Source organism: Pseudarthrobacter sp. 01T43, from assembly GCF_056398665.1.
In genome coordinates this window covers 60,467-76,714 of record NZ_JBFTPV010000017.1, presented here as the reverse complement: position 1 = coordinate 76,714, position 16,248 = coordinate 60,467, and the positions used below count along the sequence as shown (strand labels likewise).

The following is a 16,248-nucleotide window of genomic DNA, read 5'->3' as shown; positions in this document are numbered from 1 at the left end:
AATGCTACGCCGACCCCGGCGCCGACCACTTCACCCGCATGGACCCGATCAAAGCCAAAAACAACGCCATCAAAAAACTCAACAGCCTCGGCTACGACGTCACCATCACCCCGGCCACCGCAGCCTGAGTCGCCTTACTTTCGTATTAGAGCGGCAGGAGGGCGGAGAGGTCCGCGCGCAGTCCGGACGCTGCCACCCGGTGCGCGGCCACTGCGTCCGCCCACGTCAACCGACCGGTCACTAATGACAGCCAGGTGGCGGCGTCGCACTCGATCACGTTCGGCGGGGTGCCGCGCGTGTGCCGTGGGCCCTCCACGCACTGGGTGACGCCGAAGGGCGGAACCCGCACTTCCACCGAATTGCCCGGCGCCCGGGCGGTCACTTCCTCCAGCGTGTAGCGCACCGCCATGGCGGTGACGCTGCGGGGCGGTGGAGCGTGCGACGGCGTGGTGGCGGCTTCGTGCCACGCGGCCAGCGCCGCCGTGCCTTCTTCGATGCCGATCCGGCGGCGCGCGATCGCCATGTCTAGTCCAGGAGTGCGGACACAGCCGGGCCCAAACGGATTTTGCCCACCGGGTGGCTACCGCCCATCACAGGGGAAACGACTTTTTCCAGGACGCTGGACACGCCGGGGATGTCCACCGCGCCGGCGGCGGCGAGCAGGGTCAGTCCCACCAGCGAGGTGGCGCGCAGGTTCCCGTCCAGCATCTTGATGGCCACGGAGACGCCCTGGGGCGTGGCCATGGCCAGGACTCCCTCGGCCCCGATCTTGGCGATGATGCCCAGCTCGTCCATCACCACCGTGTTCGCCTCGCCCCGGCCCTGCACGGCCCAGGGGTAGTCGAGCATGGACGTGGCGATCGTGGCGGCGCGGGCGTTGGAGTTCTTGTCGCCCGGTGCCTTGCCGAGCAGCGAATAGGCGCGGGCCAGCCCGGTCAGGGAAATGGCCGCGACCGGGGCCCCGCAGCCGTCGATGCCCAGGTGGGCGATCTGCTCGCCGCTGTATTCCTCGATCACGTTGCGGACGCGCTGCTGGAGCGGATGGTTCGGCTCGAGGTAGCTGTGGGTGTCCCAGCCGTTTTCGGTGCACGCCCACAGGAAGGCGGCGTGTTTTCCGGAGCAGTTGAAGGCCAGCTTGGACCGGCCCTTGTCGGAGCGCAGCAGCCAGTTGCGGGCCGTCTCGTCCTGCGGCCACGCGGCGGGGCACTGCAGCTGGTCTTCTTTCACACCGGCGGCCTTCAACATTCCTTCCACCACATCCATGTGGTCAAGGGAACCCACATGGCTGCCGCAGGCCACCGCCACTTGCGCGCCGCGCAGCGGGACCCCGGACTGCATGGATGCCAGCGCCTGGAGCGGTTTGAGCGAAGACCTGGCATAGAGAGGAGTCCTGATATCGCCCAGTTCGGTGACAACCGAACCATCGGCGGACAGGACGACGGCGGAGCCGATGTGCCGGGACTCCACAAAGCCACTGCGCTCAACGACGGCAAGTTCGACGGCGGAGTCCACGGTAAAAGTGGCGTGCGGGTTGTGCGGCATGTTGCCAGTCTAGGGGCGTGCCGGCCGATTTCCGGGCTATTCCACGGTGACCATTACCGACTGCCAGCCGGAAGCGCCGTCGGGCACGGGATCGGCCCGCTGGTCCGTCTGCACCTCGCCGGTTCCGTCGGTGGCCCGGACCTTGATGTAGTGCGGACCCGGCGTAGCTTCCCAGTCAAAGGACCACTGGCGCCAGGTGATGAGGGACGCCTCGGTGGACAGGACAGCCTCGGCCCAGGGGTTGTTGTCGATCTGGACTTCCACCTTGGTGATGCCGCGGGTCTGGGCCCAGGCCGTGCCGCCGATGGCCACGCGGCCGGCCGGCACCTTGGCGAAGGACTTGGGCACCTCCACCCGGGCCATGGTCTTGATGGGGCCGCGCTCCGACCAGCCGCGCTGTGTCCAATAGGCCTTGTTGTCCGCGAATCGCGTCACCTCCAGGTCCACCACCCACTTGGTGGCGGAGACGAACCCGTACAGTCCGGGCACCACCATGCGCACCGGGTAGCCATGTTCCAGCGGCAGCGGCTCGCCGTTCATGCCGATCGCCAGCATGGCGTCGCGGTCATCCTGAAGGACTTCCAACGGTGTGGAGGCGCTGAAGCCATCGATGGACGTGGACAGCACCATGTCCGCTCCGTCCTTGGGCCGGGCCCGTTTGAGGACGTCGCGGATTGGCAGCCCGAGCCAGCGCGCGTTCCCGGCCAGGTTTCCGCCTACGGGGTTGGACACGCAGGTGAGGGTTACGTGCGATTCGATGAGGTCGGCGTCGAGCAGGTCCTGGAAGCTCAACCGGACTTCCTGCTCCACCAGACCGTGGACCCGGAGCTCCCACTCCTCGGCTTTGATTTCCGGGACGCTCAGGGCGGTGTCAATACGGTAGAAGTCGCCATTGGGCGTCAGCCATGGCGTCACGCCGGCCACCGGGGCCTGCACACCGGCGGGCACGGCCGCTGCCGCCTTCGCCGGAGCGGGCAGCTGCAAGGCCTCACGGGCCTTGGCGATGTTGTTGCGGGCAGCACTGAGCAGGCGTCCGCCCGTGGCCGCGATCCCGGCACCCACCACGGCGATCCCGGCGGCGGCGAAGAAACGGCGGCGGCTGGAGGCGGGCCGGCCAGGTTCCTCGGACCCTGTGTCCGCAGGCGCCTCCGGCCAGGCCTTCAGCCGCCAGAGCGGGGCCACTAGGAGCCGCAGCACCACGAGCCCGGCCACCGTGCCCAACACCGTGGGGATCGCATCCAGTGGGTGCACGCCGGCCCGCGTCACCACGCTGGCTACAATAACCGCTCCCATCAGCAACACACCCGCCACGCCCAAAGCCCACTTGCGGTAAGCCACCACTCCCAGGACGCAGGCCAACACGAGGATCGTCAGCCCCATGCCAACGAACAGCGCGGCCTTGTCGTTGGTGCCGAAGGTCTCGACCGCGAAGTTCTTCATCCACAGCGGCGTGAAGTCGATGAACGTGGATCCCAGGGCAAGGATCGGGGTGGCCCGCGCCGTAAAGAACGCCCCGATCAGCTCCGCAACGGAAAGCACGACGGCGGCGGCCGCCACGCCTGCCAGGGCAGCGAGGGCAGTGGGTTCCTTGAGCCATTTCCTGAGCTTCTTCATGGTGTGTGTTCGTTGCGGCAGCCAACAGGGATGGTTGGACAGGGACGCAGCTTAAGAACATCCCCCTTAGGAAAGGGCAGGGTGCACAAAGTACTCTTGGAGACTGTGAAGGTACTCGTCATTGGCCCTGGAGGCCGCGAACACGCCATTGTCCGCTCCCTGCTCGCCGACCCCAACGTCTCCGAGGTCCATGCAGCGCCCGGCAACGCCGGCATCAGCAAGCTGGTACCCACCCATAAGGTTGACGGGAACAACCCCGACGCCGTGGCGGCCCTGGCTACCAAACTCGGCGTGGACCTGGTGGTGGTCGGGCCCGAGGCGCCGCTGGCCGCCGGGGTGTCCGACGCCGTCCGCGACGCCGGCATTCCCGTTTTCGGGCCCAGCAAGGCCGCTGCCCAGCTGGAAGCCTCCAAAGCATTCGCCAAGGAAGTCATGGCTGCTGCGGACGTTCCCACGGCCATGGCCATGGTGGCCACAAACGCCGAGGAAGCAGCCTCAGCATTGGACACCTTCGGCGCCCCCTACGTGGTGAAGGACGACGGCCTGGCGGCAGGCAAAGGCGTGGTGGTCACCAAGAACCGCGACGAAGCGCTGGCCCACGCGCAGACGTGCTTCGACGCCGGCGGCACCGTGGTGATCGAGGAGTTCCTGGACGGTCCGGAAGTTTCCGTCTTTGTCCTGTGCGACGGCCACAACACCGTCGCACTGTCCCCGGCGCAGGACTTCAAGCGGATTTTCGACAACGACGAAGGCCCCAACACCGGCGGCATGGGTGCGTACACCCCGCTCGAATGGGCACCCGCGGGGCTGGTCGAGGAAGTCATTAAACGCGTGGCCCAGCCCACCGTGAACGAAATGGCCCACCGGGGCACCCCCTTCGTGGGCGTGCTCTTTGTTGGCCTTGCACTGACTTCGCGCGGCACCCGCGTCATCGAGTTCAACGTCCGCTTCGGCGATCCCGAGACCCAGGCAGTGCTGGCCCGGCTCAAGACACCCCTCGGTGCGCTGCTGCTGGCAGCTGCCAAGGGCGAACTGGACAAGGCAGACGAGCTGCGCTGGTCCAAAGAGACCGCGGTCGCCGTCGTCGTTGCGTCCGAAAACTACCCGGACACTCCCCGTACCGGGGACCGCATCCGTGGCCTCAAGAAAGTGGATGAGCTGGAGGGCGTGCACGTGATCCATGCGGGCACCGCGCTCGACGACGACGGCAAGGTCGTTTCCGCCGGCGGCCGGGTGCTCGCCGTGGTGGCCCTCGGCAGCGACCTCGTGGAGGCCCGTGAACGGGCGTACGACGGCGTGGAGCTGGTTCAGCTGGAAGGCTCCCAGTTCCGGACGGATATTGGACGAAAAGCTGCCCGCGGCGAGATCAAGGTTGCGTCCAGCGCAACCGGATCGCTGCCTGTCACGAAGGCGAAGGCATAACATGACTGAGACTCCCGCACATGAACCGCAGCGCGGCCTGAGCACGGCAACCCTTGACCTGCCCGGCTGGAAGCACATCTATTCAGGCAAGGTCCGCGACCTGTACGAACCGGCGGATGACTCCGTCCGCGAGCGGGTTGGCCGGGACTGTGTCCTGGTGGTGGCCAGCGACCGCATCAGCGCCTATGACCATGTCCTCGCGAGCGAGATTCCGGACAAGGGCCGCATTCTGACCCAGCTGAGCCTGTGGTGGTTTGACCAGTTGGACGTTGAACACCACGTGCTGTCCTCCACCGTGGAAGGCGGAGTTCCCGCGGCAGTGGAGGGCCGGGCGATGATCTGCAAGAACCTGGACATGTTCCCCGTGGAGTGCATCGCCCGCGGTTACCTCACCGGCACCGGCCTGCTGGAATACAAGGCCTCCGGCACCGTCTGCGCCATCCCCCTGCCCGAGGGCCTGGTGGATGGTTCACGGTTGGAGCGGCCCATCTTCACGCCTTCCGCGAAGGCCGCGGTAGGCCACCACGATGAGAACATCACGTACGACGCTGTGGTGGGCATGGTGGGCGACGATATCGCGGGGCGGCTCAGCGACCTGACCTTGAAGATTTACTCCACCGCGGAAAAGATTGCCCGCGAACGGGGTATCATCCTGGCTGATACGAAGGTCGAGTTTGGCTATGACGCCGTCTCCGGTTCGATTGTTCTCGGCGACGAGGTCCTCACGCCGGATTCGTCCCGCTTCTGGGACGCCGCCACATACCAGCCCGGGCAGGCGCAGCCGTCCTACGACAAGCAGTATGTGCGCGACTGGCTGACCTCAGCCGAGTCAGGCTGGGACCGGACCTCGGATGCGCCACCACCGGCGCTGCCCGAGGACGTGGTGGCCCGCACCCGCAGCCGCTACGTTGAGGCCTACGAGAAGCTGACCGGCCGGGCCTTCGCCTAGCCGCTGCCAGCCTTAGCTGGCCTTGGACTTCTTCGCCAGGGCTGCGGCCCGCTCCTGGGACAACCTGATTTCCAGGATCGCGTCCAGCGATTGTTGGACGAGATCCTGGGCTCCGGCGGAGCTGAACGCTTTTTGAGCTTCCTGGAGATACACAAGGGCTTCGTCAGCTTCTCCCGCGGCTTTGAGGGATTTGCCCAGTAGCAGGGAAACCTCGCCGGCTGTGTGCTTGGCCAGGGCCTCGCGCTGGGCGTGGATGTCGCGCAGCTTGTTGATGGCGGCAACGATGTCGCCAGTCAGGTAAAGCCACCGGGCGCGGATGAACGCCACTTCGAGCTCATCACTTTTCATTTCGTAGACGATGGAAAAAGCAAGCTCGGCCCGTTCAATCGACGCGAGCGTCTCAGGCTCCACAATGCCGGCCTGTAGGCGTACTGCGGCCGATGCTTTATTGAAACGGGCCCACATTTCGATGTCATTGGCCGGGGAAAGCAGTTTCGCCGCCCTCTCGTGTTCCTTCACTCCCTCGGCATAGTCATGCCGCATGAAGGCCACGTTGCCCACTACCCAAGCGACTTCGCCCGCAAGTTGAGCATTCGTCGTCTCATCCACCTGGGCAACGAGCAACTGGCAGTACGTCCATGCCTCATTCAGGCGGCCGCTCTCTGCCAGGGCCCCGATAAGGACACGCAAGGCGCCGGTAATAATGGTCGAACTTGGAGGCAGTTGCTCGGACAGCTTCATGGCTTCCAAGGCTTCGTCTACAGCGGCGGACAATTGCCCCTGCCGCTGCAGGACAGCTGCAAGCATTTGGCGGGCACGCACCCCCAGTCCCACGGACTCCCTGGCCATCGGATGCTCAATAAGACGCTCAGTGATCCGCTGGCACTCCACCAGGTCTCCGTGCCTCACCAGGCACTCAGCCTGCATGTAGGTCATGTTCCACCAAGCGCTGGTGTTCTTGCCTTCGAGGGCAATGCTTGCAGCCGTCGCGGCATGGCTCGCGGCCAGTTCGTAATCGCGGAGGTCCCAGGCCTGGCGGGCATAGAGCCCGGCAAGGACATATTCAGCGTCGCTGACCGAGATGGGCTGACTCCAGGCTTCCAACGCCTTGGGAGCCAGTTCCAACCGGCGGGCGAGTTCGTCGATTACCTCGGCGGTAGGCTCGCGGCGGCCGGTCTCAAGGAGTGAAATGTAGCTGGGGGAGTAGAGGTTCTTGCCAAGTTCGGCTTGTGTCAGCCCACGCTCAAGTCGCTCGGCTCGAAGCTTCTCCCCGAATCCATTACCCACGGGATTCCTCCTTATTCCGGACCGTCTTTGTACGCAAAGCTTGACAGGCCCTGTGGGATCCATTTTACAATAAGTGTCAACAAGGACGTGCTGACTTTGTAACGAATCCGACTCGTATTGAGGAACTCATATGTTCAAGAAGATAGCGGCAGCCGCCGTACTGGCCGGCGCCCTGGCATTCTCCGCAGCCGCACCAGCAGTCCTGTCCGCAACTTCCGTTTCAGACAGCACGGGTGTAGCTGTTGCCAGCGGTAACTGGCCGAATCCCATGTCCGTCAAGGTGAAGGCCGTTAAGAGCCCCAGCGGTACCGGCACCACAATCACCCCGATGAGCGGTAACTGGCCCAACCCGATGTAAGAAATCCTCTCAGGAGGCGGTAGCCCCGAAGCATGGAGTCCATGCGTCGGGGCTATTTTTTGCCCTCTGGTTCTTTGCCCTCAGGCTGATAGGCCATGGGATGCAAAAAGAGGGCCTCCCTGGGGAGACCCTCTTCTCATTTGGTCGGGATGACAGGATTTGAACCTGCGACCTCGTCGTCCCGAACGACGCGCGCTACCAAGCTGCGCCACATCCCGATCCGCTGCAAAAGCAACTTTACAAGAATAACGGATGCCTGCCCGGATACGAAATCGGGCCTCACCGGGCGTGCCGGATTCTAGACCAGGGAGTCTTTCCAGGCGCCGTGGAGGTCGGCGAAGCGTCCCCCTCCACCGATGAGATCCGCCGGCGTACCGTCTTCCACAATGCGGCCGTCATGGACCACCAGTACCCGGTCCGCGGTCTCCACGGTGGAGAGCCGGTGCGCGATGATCAGCGCCGTCCTGCCGGAACCCGCCGCACTGCCGGCGTCGGACGTTCCCCGCAGGAGCCGGGCCAGGCCGCTCTGGACCAAACGCTCGGAAGGGATATCCAGGGATGACGTGGCCTCATCGAGGATCAGCACAGCGGGCCGGGCCAGGAACGCCCGCGCGAAACTGATCAGCTGCCGCTGCCCGGACGAGACCCGGCCGCCACGTTTGTTGACGTCGGTGTCGTAGCCGTCGGGGAGTTCAGTGATGAACCCGTGTGCACCCACGGCGCGGGCTGCCGCCTCAATCTCCTCACGGGATGCCTCCGGCCGGCCCAGGGCAATGTTGTCCGCCACAGAGCCGCTGAAAAGGAATGCCTCCTGCGTGACCATCACAATGTTTCGCCGCAGGTCCGTGGTGCTGAGGCTGCGGAGGTCCACACCGTCCAGGGTCAGGGAACCGGCGGAAACGTCGTAGAAGCGGGCGATCAGCTTGGCCAAGGTGGATTTCCCGGCGCCGGTCTGTCCTACCAGGGCAACGGTCTGCCCGGCGGGGATGTGAAGGTCCATGGTGGGGATAACCACGGGACCGTCACCGTAGCGGAACTCCACGCCCGTGAAGTCCACCGTTCCCTTGGCATCGCGAAGCTCCACGGCGTTTTTGGGCGGCCGGACCGTGGGGACCTCCTCCAGCAGCCCGGATACCTTCTCGAGGGCTGCCTGCGCGCTTTGGAACGAGTTGTAGAACATCGCCATCTGGTCCACCGGCTGGAAGAAGCGCTTGGTGGACAGGATCAGCGCCAGCAGCACGCCGACCGCCAGATCCCCGCCCAGCACCCGGAAGCCGCCGAACAGTAAAACCACGGCCACGCAGACGTTGCCGATCAGCACCAGGCCGGGCTGGAAGATGCCGTTGAGGTTGATGGAGCGCACTGTGACGCGCCGGTAGTCCTCGGACAGCTGGCCGTACTGTTCGGCGTTCTCCTGTTCCTTGCGGAAGGCCTTCACCGCGCGGATCCCGGTCATGGTTTCCACAAAGTGCACAATAAGCCTGGCGGACACCACACGCGATTCACGGAACGCGATCTGGGAGTGCTTCTGGTACCAGCGCGCCAGGAAGAACATGGGCACGCCGGCAGCCAGGACAATCAGCCCGGTGCGCCAGTCCAGGGCGAACAACGTGATGGCGGTGAAGACCATGAACAGCAGGCCGGAAGCGAGCGAGCTGACACCGGAGTCCAAGAGTTCGCGCAGGGCCTCCAGGTCCGAGGTCTGGCGGGCAATGATGCGGCCCGACGTGTATTTCTCATGGAATTCCAGGCTCAGCCGCTGGGTGTGCCGGAAAACCCGGACGCGCAGGTCCAGCAGCATGGCCTGGCTGAGCCGCGCCGTGGAGGTGACGTACAGGGAGGTGAGTCCCGCCGTCGCGATCGCCGCGAGGAGGTACGCGACGCCGGTCAGCACCAGCGGGAGGTTGTCACCCGCCCGCAGGGCTGGGAGGGCGTGGTCGATGCCGAAAGCGATCAGCGCCGGCCCCGCCACGCGGGCCGCCTGGGAGAGGACCACCATGCCGATGGTCAGCCAAAACCTGACCCGCACCGGACGGATCAGCCTGGCAAGTAAGGCGAGCGACCGCCGTCGGACGGTTTTGCTTTCCGCTTTGCTGAGGTGGGCGTTGTCCTCGTTGGCAGTGCCGAAGGTTGTGTTGCTCATCGGGTGATTTCCTCTGCATCTGCCGCTTCCTCAAGCTCGGACAGCTCCGAATCCAGGTCCCGTGGTTCTTGGTCGAGGCTGGCGATGACGTAGCGATAGTGCGGATTGTGCGCCAGCAGTTCCGTGTGGGTTCCGACGGCGGCGATCCGGCCTCCCTCGAGCAACGCCACCCGGTCGGCCATCGCCACGGTGGAGGGACGGTGCGCAACGATCAGTGTGGTGGTGTCCTTCAGGACCGCGCGGAGCCGGTTCTCCACCAGCTCTTCGGTGTGCACGTCGAGGGCGGAGAGGGGGTCATCCAGCACCAGCACGCGGGGGCGCGCCGCGATGGCCCGGGCGAGGGCGATCCGCTGGCGTTGCCCGCCGGACAGGCTCAGGCCTTCTTCGCCGATGAGGGTGTCCACCCCTGCCGGCAGCGAGTACGCGAAGTACGCCTGCGCCACGTCCAGGGCTTCGTCCAGGGCCTCTTCGGACCTGTCCGCGGCCCCTAGCAGGACGTTGTCCCGGACGGAGCTGGAGAACAGCGTGGTGTCCTCGAACGCGACAGCCACCACGCGCCGGAGCTCCTCGACTTCGAACTCGCGCAGGTCCATGCCGTCGATGGTGATGGAACCGGCCGTGACGTCGTACAGGCGCGGGACCAGCTGGATCAGTGCGCTCTTGCCGCTGCCGGTGATGCCCACCAATGCCATGGTTTCGCCCGGCCGGACCGCCAGGTTGATGTCCCCGAGGATGTTCTTGTCCGGCGCGTCCTCGAACGCGAAGGTGGCGTTGTTGAAGCTGAGTGCGCCCTTGAGTTCCGGGGGCGTGCGCGGGGCCGGCGGACTGGTGATGGTGTTGACCGAATCCATCACCTCGAAGTGGCGGTCGATGGCGGTCTTGGCGGTCAGCGCCATGGCCAGCAGCATCCCGGAGAACTCCACCGGTGTGGCCACCACCGCGGCCGTGGCGAAGAAGGCCACCAGTGCACCGATGCTCAGCTGGCCGCTGGCGCAAAGCATCACACCCACCACCAGCCCGGTGCCCAAGGCAAGTTCCGGGAGCAGCGTGACCACCATGGTGAAGGTGGCCTGGTGTTTGGCCTTGGCGATCTCGGTCTGGCGCAGCTCCTCAGCCTGCTCGTTGAAGTTCTCCAGGGCCTCGCGGCTGCGGCCAAATGCCTTCAGTACGCGGATGCCGTGGACGGACTCCTCCACGGTGGTGGCGAGGTCGCCCGCCTGGTCCTGGCTGCGGCGCGCCACTTTGCTGAAGCGGGTCCGGAAACGGAAGCTGTAGGCCATGATGGGCACCGCGGCGGCCATGAAGATCAGCGCCAGCTGCCAGCTCATGGAGAACATCACCACAATGCCGATCACCACGGTGAGGGTGGTCACCACCAGCATGATGGCACCGAAGGCCATCCAGCGCCGCAGGAAGTTCAGGTCCGTCATGGCGCGGGAGAGCAGCTGGCCGGAGCCCCACCGGTCATGGAAGGAGACTGTCAGGTCCTGCAGGTGCCCGTAGAGCGAGACCCGCATCCGGGTTTCCACCGTGGTGGCCGGGTTGATCACGAACTGCCGGCGAAGTGCCACGAGGACGGCCTCGGCAATGCCCAGGAGCAGGATCACGACGGCGGCAGTCCAGACGGCGTCTTGGGCGCCACCGGGTTTTAGCGACTCGTTGATCAGGACGCGCAGCACCTGGGGGATGGTCAGCGCAACGAGGCTGGCCAGCAAGGCGCTGAGAAGTCCCAGCACCAGCCGGAGGAGGATCGGCCTAACGTGGGGATAAAGACGGCTGATGGATCTAAAAAATGAGGTCTGCTTGGCCATGCCCGCTTCTCAAGCTATACAACGAAGGTAGTTTCCCTTAGCAACTACCTTATGCCATGGCTTGACTGCCGAACCTCCCACTTGCTCTATCACTTCCGGTCGTCAAAACGCTGGTTTAGGGACCAAAAGTGATAGAGCAACGGGGCTTTATTCGGGGGAGGTCAACGTCAGCAGCACAGCCTCTGGTTTGCAGGCGATGCGGATGGGGGCGAAACGGGAGGTGCCGATGCCGCCCGAGACGTTCACCGGCGTCGTACGCCCATCACTTTCCCAGTCGTTGAGGCCCTTGGCCCGCCACGTGGGGATGTCACAGTTGGCCACCAGGGCACCGTAACCGGGGATGCAAAGCTGGCCTCCATGCGTATGGCCTGCGAGCAGCAGGTCCGCGCCGGCCACGGTGAAGTGGTCCAGCACCCGCTGGTACGGGGCGTGGATGACAGCTACGCGGAGGTGCGGGTCCTGGTCCTGGTTACGGGTGCCGCGGGGCCAGCCGGCGTACCGCTCCCGGTTCAAGTGCGGATCGTCCACGCCGGAGAAGTCGAAGCGGATCCCCTTCAGCACCACGGACTGGTGCCGATTGGTGAGGTCCAGCCAGCCGCCCATGCCAAACCCGGAGCGCAGGCGTGGCCAGTCCAGTTCGACTGGCTTCGGCCTGGCTTTCGATGGCCCCAACAGGTAGGACGCGGGGTTCTTGGGGGTCGGGGCGTAGTAGTCGTTGGACCCCGGAACAAACACGCCGGGGAACTCCATCAGCGGGCCCAATGCCTTGAGCAGCGGATCCACGGCCTTGACATGGCTCAGGTTGTCGCCCGTATTGACCACCAGATCCGGCTTCAGCGCTGCCAGCGACTCCAGCCACCGGGCCTTGGTGTCCTGGCCGGGGACGAAGTGGATGTCGCTCAGGTGCAGGACCCGAAAGTTCGGCTGGCCCGGCGGCAGGATGGGAAGGGTTTCCTCGCGCAGGACGAACTGGTTCTTTTCCCACAGCCCGTAGCCGAAGGCAGCCAGTCCGGCTGCAGTTCCGGCGGCGGCAGTTACGGCAAAGCCGCGACCGATGCTTCGGACGCGGCTGGCCAAATCAGGAGTCAAAGCCATGCGGCCTAGCCCTTCTTGTTATCGCTGTTGCCCTGCGCACTGGGCGCGGGTGTAGGAGCCGGCTGGGCGGGGGCCTGTGTAGGCGTGGTTCCCTGTGTTGACGGCGTAGTCCGGGCCGGCGTTCCGTTCACCATGGTGGTCGGCGGCGCGGGGAAGGGGTTGGTGCCGTAGCCCGGCGCGACCTTGGTCATGAAGTTGGAGAACATGGGCCCCGCAATCATGTAACCGTCGATGCCTTGGTAGAACTTGCCATTAATGGTGACGTTCTGGCCGGACCGGCTCTGGTTGCCCAGCGGATCGCCGTACCAGGCAGCGGTGGCCAAGCCCGTGGTGTGTCCCACCACCCAGGTGGATCCGTTGTTGTTGGACGTACCGGTCTTGGCGCCGATGGGGAAGCTGGTCTTGGTGGAAATCCGCGGCCGGATCAGGGAGCCTGATCCCTGGTTCAGGACTTCCTGCAAGGCGTAGTTCACGCCGCGTGCTACCTCCGGCTTGATGGCGTCGCGGCAGGTGGTGGACTGAGCGGGCAACTGCTTGCCGGCGGCATCCGTAACGGACGAGATGGCAATGGGCTCGCAGTACTTTCCGTCGTTGGCGAACGTGGCGAACGCGCTGGCCATGGTCAGCGGAGATGTCTGGGTTGAGCCCAGGAGGTTGCCGAGGGTGAACATGTCCACCTTGGGATTCGGTGTGCCGTCCGCAGCAGGGAGGCCGCTGTGAAGACCCACGGCGTCCACGACCTTTTGGATTCCACAGAAGTCCAACTGGGCAGCGGAGRCAAACGTGACGGTGTTGATCGAGTTGTAGAGACCTTCAAGGACCGTCAGGGGCCGGTACCACTGGGGCTCGGCGTTCTGCAGGTCGTCCGCGGCGCCAAGGGCCTTCTCCGCGGAGTTGTAGGCGCCGTTCATCTTGCCGCAGGTGTTCTTCCAGTTGAAGTTCAGCGGGTACTTGCGCTGCGCTGCGTTGACCACGGTATTCATGGTTTTGCCCTCATTCAGCCATTCGGCGAACGTGAAGGGCTTCATGGTGGACCCTGGCTGGGCGCCGCCCATGCCGTTGAGGTCGTTGCCGTTCTTATCCAACTGGTCCACGTTGAAGTTCACCTGGGAGTCGAAGCCGCCCTGGGCCGGCAGGAACGTGGTGTTCTGCGCCATGGTGATGATCTTGCCCGTGTTCGGCTGGACGGCCACCATGGCGGCCCCCCACTTGTCCGGGTTGGCGCCCGCTGATGCGTTCGCCTGCTCCTGGGCCACTGACTGGGCTGCTGGATCCAGCGTGGTGGTGATGGTCAGGCCGCCACCGTAGATGAGCCGCTGGCGCTCTTTGATGTCGGCGCCGTAGGCCGGGTTGTTCTCCAGCAGGTGGAGCACATAGTCGCAGAAGTAGGGGGCGGTGGACGCATAGGCGCAGCCCTGGCGCGCAGGTGTCACCTTCGTTTCCACCGGCGTTGCCACGGCGGCGTCATGCTCTGCCTGGGTGATCTTTTTCTGGTTCAGCATCAGGCCCAGCACCAGGTCCCGCCGGACCTTGGAGTTCTCCGGGTTGGTGATCGGGTCAAAGGCCGACGGGCTGTTCACAAGGCCCGCCAGAAGTGCGGCCTGCGGGAGCGTGAGGTCTTTAGCCGTGGTGCTGAAGAAGAACTTGGACGCGGCCTCAATGCCGTAGGCGTCGCGGTTGAAGAAGACGATGTTCAGGTAGCCCTCAAGGATCTGCTGCTTGGAGAACTCCTTTTCAAGGGCAATGGAAAGCTTCATCTCCCGAAGCTTGTCCCCGACGCCCTTGTTAACGCCGTTGAGCTTGATGGCCTCTTCGTTTCCCTCGGCTGCGAGGTTGGCGTTGAGGACGTTGTTGACGTACTGCTGGGTGATGGTGGAAGCACCCTGCTTGTTGCCCCGGGCAGTGGCCACCAGGGCCCGCATGATGCCGGTGGTGTCCACGCCGCCGTGGTCGTAGAAACGGCTGTCCTCCACCGCGATGACGGCTTCCTTCATGAACGGCGATATCTGGTCCAGGCTGACCTTGGTCCGGTTCTCGGAGTAGACGCTGGCGATCTGGCTGCCGTCCGCTGCCAGGATCCGGGTGGTCTGGTTGGGCGGGTCCACCTTCAGTTCCGCCGGGAGGGTGTCGAAGAACTCGATCGAACCGCTCGCCGCGCTGCCGGAGACGGCCGCGGCGGGAACCAACAGGCCCGCCACCAGGACACCACAAATAGCGCTCACGCCAAGGAAGCCAAAAATCTTTCCGAGGGTAGTGGCCGTGTCGAAAATGGGGTTCTTACGAGTCACCATGTTTTCCACTTTACCGGCAAGGACTAGTCTTTCTTTCATGACCAAATGGGAGTACGCGACGATTCCGCTCATTATTCACGCCACGAAACAGATTTTGGACCAGTGGGGAGAGGATGGCTGGGAGCTCGTCCAGGTAGTCACCGGACCTGACGGCAACGGCCTGGTTGCCTACCTCAAGAGGGAGAAGCAGTAGCCATGAGCTCCCCCGCAGAGTCCACTTCCGGCGCGGCTGACGCGCCTATTTCCGCCGTCGAGCAGCGCCTTGCCGAGCTGGGCCTGACGCTTCCGGAGGTAGCCGCCCCCGTGGCCGCCTACGTGCCGGCAGTCATCACCGGCAGCCACGTCTACACGTCCGGGCAGTTGCCTTTTATTAACGGCAAACTCGAAGCAACCGGCAAAGTTTCCACCGGCACCGAGGGCACTTCTGACGAACCCACGGTGTCTCCGGACGCCGCCAAGGCCTACGCCGCCGTGTGCGCGGTCAACGCGCTGGCTGCCGTGAAGAGCGTCATAGGTGATCTTGACCGCATCACCCGGATCGTCAAGGTGGTGGGCTTCGTTTCCTCAGACCCGTCCTTCACCGGCCAGCCGGGCGTCATTAACGGTGCGTCCGAGCTCCTGGGCCAGGTGTTTGGCGACGCCGGCCAGCACGCCCGTTCCGCCGTCGGCGTCTCCGTTCTTCCGCTCGACTCTCCGGTAGAGGTCGAACTGATCGCTGAATTCAGCTAAGGAACCGGTTCACTCAATTGCCTCAACTTGCCAGACGCTTGTTCGCCCTCCCTCCGGAGCTTGAAGGGGCGGCCCGAAGCTGGTTTGACCACGGCGAACGGACTCCGCGTGCCGCCCGCCTGGCATCCTCCGTGGTGCTTCTGCGCGATTCGCCCACCGGCCTGGAGACGTGGCTGGGATACCGGCCCGGTTCCTCGCCGCTGGGTGTGCTCGCCTTCCCCGGGGGTTCCCTGGAGGCGTCCGACGACGACGCCGTCGACTGGCTGGGTCCCTCGCCCCAGCATTGGGCTGAGCAGCTGGGAACGGCCGACGTCGGGCTGGCGCGCCGCCACGTGGTGGGTGCCATCCGCGAACTGTTTGAGGAAACCGGGGTGCTGCTTGCCGGACCTGACATGTCCAACACCGTGGAAGGCACGTCGAGCCACGAATGGATGCGGATCCGGGTGGCAGTGGCGGACCAGGAGAAAACGTTCACCGAGTTGCTGGCCAAGCGCGGCCTCGCGCTGCGGACAGACCTGCTCAAACCTCTGGTCAACTGGCGGAGTCCGGACTTCGCGCACCGCCGCTTCGACACCCGCTACTTCGCGGCCACGCTTCCCTTGAACCAGCAGCCCAGCCTGCTGGAAAGCAAGGGAATCTGGGGTCGCTGGGTGTGCGCCACGAAGGCCATTGCCGAACGCGACACCACCGCCCTGGGGGATGAGGTGGGCCAGGATAACACCGTAGGCCTCACCCTCGGCCAGCTCCTGGTGCCTGGCTCGGAGATCATGCTCGAAAAAATGGCCGCCGCGAACGGCTGCATCGCCTACCTCAGCTACAAACGGAAGCCCCACGTCTATCAGCCGAAACTCCTCGAAGAGGACGGCAAGCTGATGCTTGAAGTCGAGGCCGCCAAAACCGTAGCCGGAGACCCCCAGCGCGAACGTTAGTCCCCGCGCGGCGGGGTTGTGTCCGCCGGACAGCGGCCCTTCGCCGTCGCTTCGACACAGCGCATAGGGGCACCTGCG

14 protein-coding genes and 1 tRNA gene are annotated in these 16,248 nt (G+C 64.9%); 6 read left to right on the top strand and 9 right to left on the bottom strand.

Annotation, left to right across the window (positions count from 1 at the left end; all coding sequences use genetic code 11):
* Positions 1–145: 145 nt before the first annotated feature.
* The 3 genes from AC1DIM_RS14945 to AC1DIM_RS14935 are packed head-to-tail and all read right to left on the bottom strand — an operon-like array spanning position 146 to position 3,156.
* The gene (locus AC1DIM_RS14945; protein ID WP_477711280.1) at positions 146–523 is read right to left on the bottom strand and encodes a sterol carrier family protein; all 378 of its coding nucleotides are present in this window, start codon (positions 521–523) and stop codon (positions 146–148) included.
* Positions 524–525: 2 nt separating this feature from the next.
* The gene (locus AC1DIM_RS14940; protein WP_477711279.1) at positions 526–1,542 is read right to left on the bottom strand and encodes an asparaginase; all 1,017 of its coding nucleotides are present in this window, start codon (positions 1,540–1,542) and stop codon (positions 526–528) included.
* Positions 1,543–1,578: 36 nt separating this feature from the next.
* Positions 1,579–3,156 (bottom strand): molybdopterin-dependent oxidoreductase, encoded by a 1,578-nt coding sequence (locus AC1DIM_RS14935; protein WP_477711278.1) that lies wholly within the window; start codon positions 3,154–3,156, stop codon positions 1,579–1,581.
* A gap of 105 nt (positions 3,157–3,261) precedes the next feature.
* On the opposite strand from AC1DIM_RS14935, the gene purD reads away from it, so the two are divergent.
* Positions 3,262–4,578, top strand: coding sequence for a phosphoribosylamine--glycine ligase (gene purD / locus AC1DIM_RS14930; RefSeq protein ID WP_477711283.1), 1,317 nt, complete (start codon positions 3,262–3,264; stop codon positions 4,576–4,578).
* 1 nt (position 4,579) lies between these two features.
* Positions 4,580–5,527, top strand: a complete 948-nt coding sequence (locus tag AC1DIM_RS14925; RefSeq protein WP_477711277.1) for a phosphoribosylaminoimidazolesuccinocarboxamide synthase — start codon at positions 4,580–4,582, stop codon at positions 5,525–5,527.
* A gap of 12 nt (positions 5,528–5,539) precedes the next feature.
* On the opposite strand, the gene AC1DIM_RS14920 is transcribed toward AC1DIM_RS14925, so the two are convergent.
* Positions 5,540–6,814 (bottom strand): helix-turn-helix domain-containing protein, encoded by a 1,275-nt coding sequence (locus AC1DIM_RS14920; RefSeq protein WP_477711276.1) that lies wholly within the window; start codon positions 6,812–6,814, stop codon positions 5,540–5,542.
* Between the two features lie 130 nt (positions 6,815–6,944).
* On the opposite strand from AC1DIM_RS14920, the gene AC1DIM_RS14915 reads away from it, so the two are divergent.
* Complete coding sequence (locus tag AC1DIM_RS14915) at positions 6,945–7,172, top strand: hypothetical protein (RefSeq protein WP_477711275.1); 228 nt, start codon at positions 6,945–6,947, stop codon at positions 7,170–7,172.
* Between the two features lie 141 nt (positions 7,173–7,313).
* Here AC1DIM_RS14915 and AC1DIM_RS14910 read toward each other — a convergent pair.
* The 5 genes from AC1DIM_RS14910 to AC1DIM_RS14890 form a co-directional block, all read right to left on the bottom strand.
* Positions 7,314–7,390, bottom strand: a tRNA-Pro gene (locus AC1DIM_RS14910).
* An 80-nt stretch (positions 7,391–7,470) separates the two neighbouring features.
* The gene (locus AC1DIM_RS14905) at positions 7,471–9,315 is read right to left on the bottom strand and encodes an ABC transporter ATP-binding protein (RefSeq protein ID WP_477711274.1); all 1,845 of its coding nucleotides are present in this window, start codon (positions 9,313–9,315) and stop codon (positions 7,471–7,473) included.
* Positions 9,312–11,126 carry an ABC transporter ATP-binding protein gene (locus AC1DIM_RS14900; protein ID WP_477711273.1) on the bottom strand — a complete coding sequence of 605 codons (1,815 nt, stop codon included), beginning with the start codon at positions 11,124–11,126 and terminating at the stop codon, positions 9,312–9,314. The genes AC1DIM_RS14905 and AC1DIM_RS14900 overlap by 4 nt, the downstream gene beginning before the upstream one ends.
* A gap of 147 nt (positions 11,127–11,273) precedes the next feature.
* Positions 11,274–12,221 carry a metallophosphoesterase gene (locus tag AC1DIM_RS14895; protein ID WP_477711272.1) on the bottom strand — a complete coding sequence of 316 codons (948 nt, stop codon included), beginning with the start codon at positions 12,219–12,221 and terminating at the stop codon, positions 11,274–11,276.
* Positions 12,222–12,226: 5 nt separating this feature from the next.
* Entirely contained in the window at positions 12,227–14,512 is a 2,286-nt protein-coding gene (locus tag AC1DIM_RS14890) for a transglycosylase domain-containing protein (RefSeq protein ID WP_477711271.1), read from the bottom strand.
* Positions 14,513–14,549: 37 nt separating this feature from the next.
* On the opposite strand from AC1DIM_RS14890, the gene AC1DIM_RS14885 reads away from it, so the two are divergent.
* From AC1DIM_RS14885 to AC1DIM_RS14875, 3 genes are read left to right on the top strand one after another with little or no spacing between them, the layout of a single operon-like run.
* Positions 14,550–14,705, top strand: a complete 156-nt coding sequence (locus tag AC1DIM_RS14885) for a DUF4177 domain-containing protein (RefSeq protein WP_011693223.1) — start codon at positions 14,550–14,552, stop codon at positions 14,703–14,705.
* Between the two features lie 2 nt (positions 14,706–14,707).
* The gene (locus AC1DIM_RS14880) at positions 14,708–15,241 is read left to right on the top strand and encodes a RidA family protein (RefSeq protein WP_477711270.1); all 534 of its coding nucleotides are present in this window, start codon (positions 14,708–14,710) and stop codon (positions 15,239–15,241) included.
* Positions 15,242–15,258: 17 nt separating this feature from the next.
* Positions 15,259–16,170, top strand: coding sequence for an NUDIX hydrolase (locus AC1DIM_RS14875; protein WP_477711269.1), 912 nt, complete (start codon positions 15,259–15,261; stop codon positions 16,168–16,170).
* Positions 16,171–16,248 lie beyond the last annotated feature (78 nt).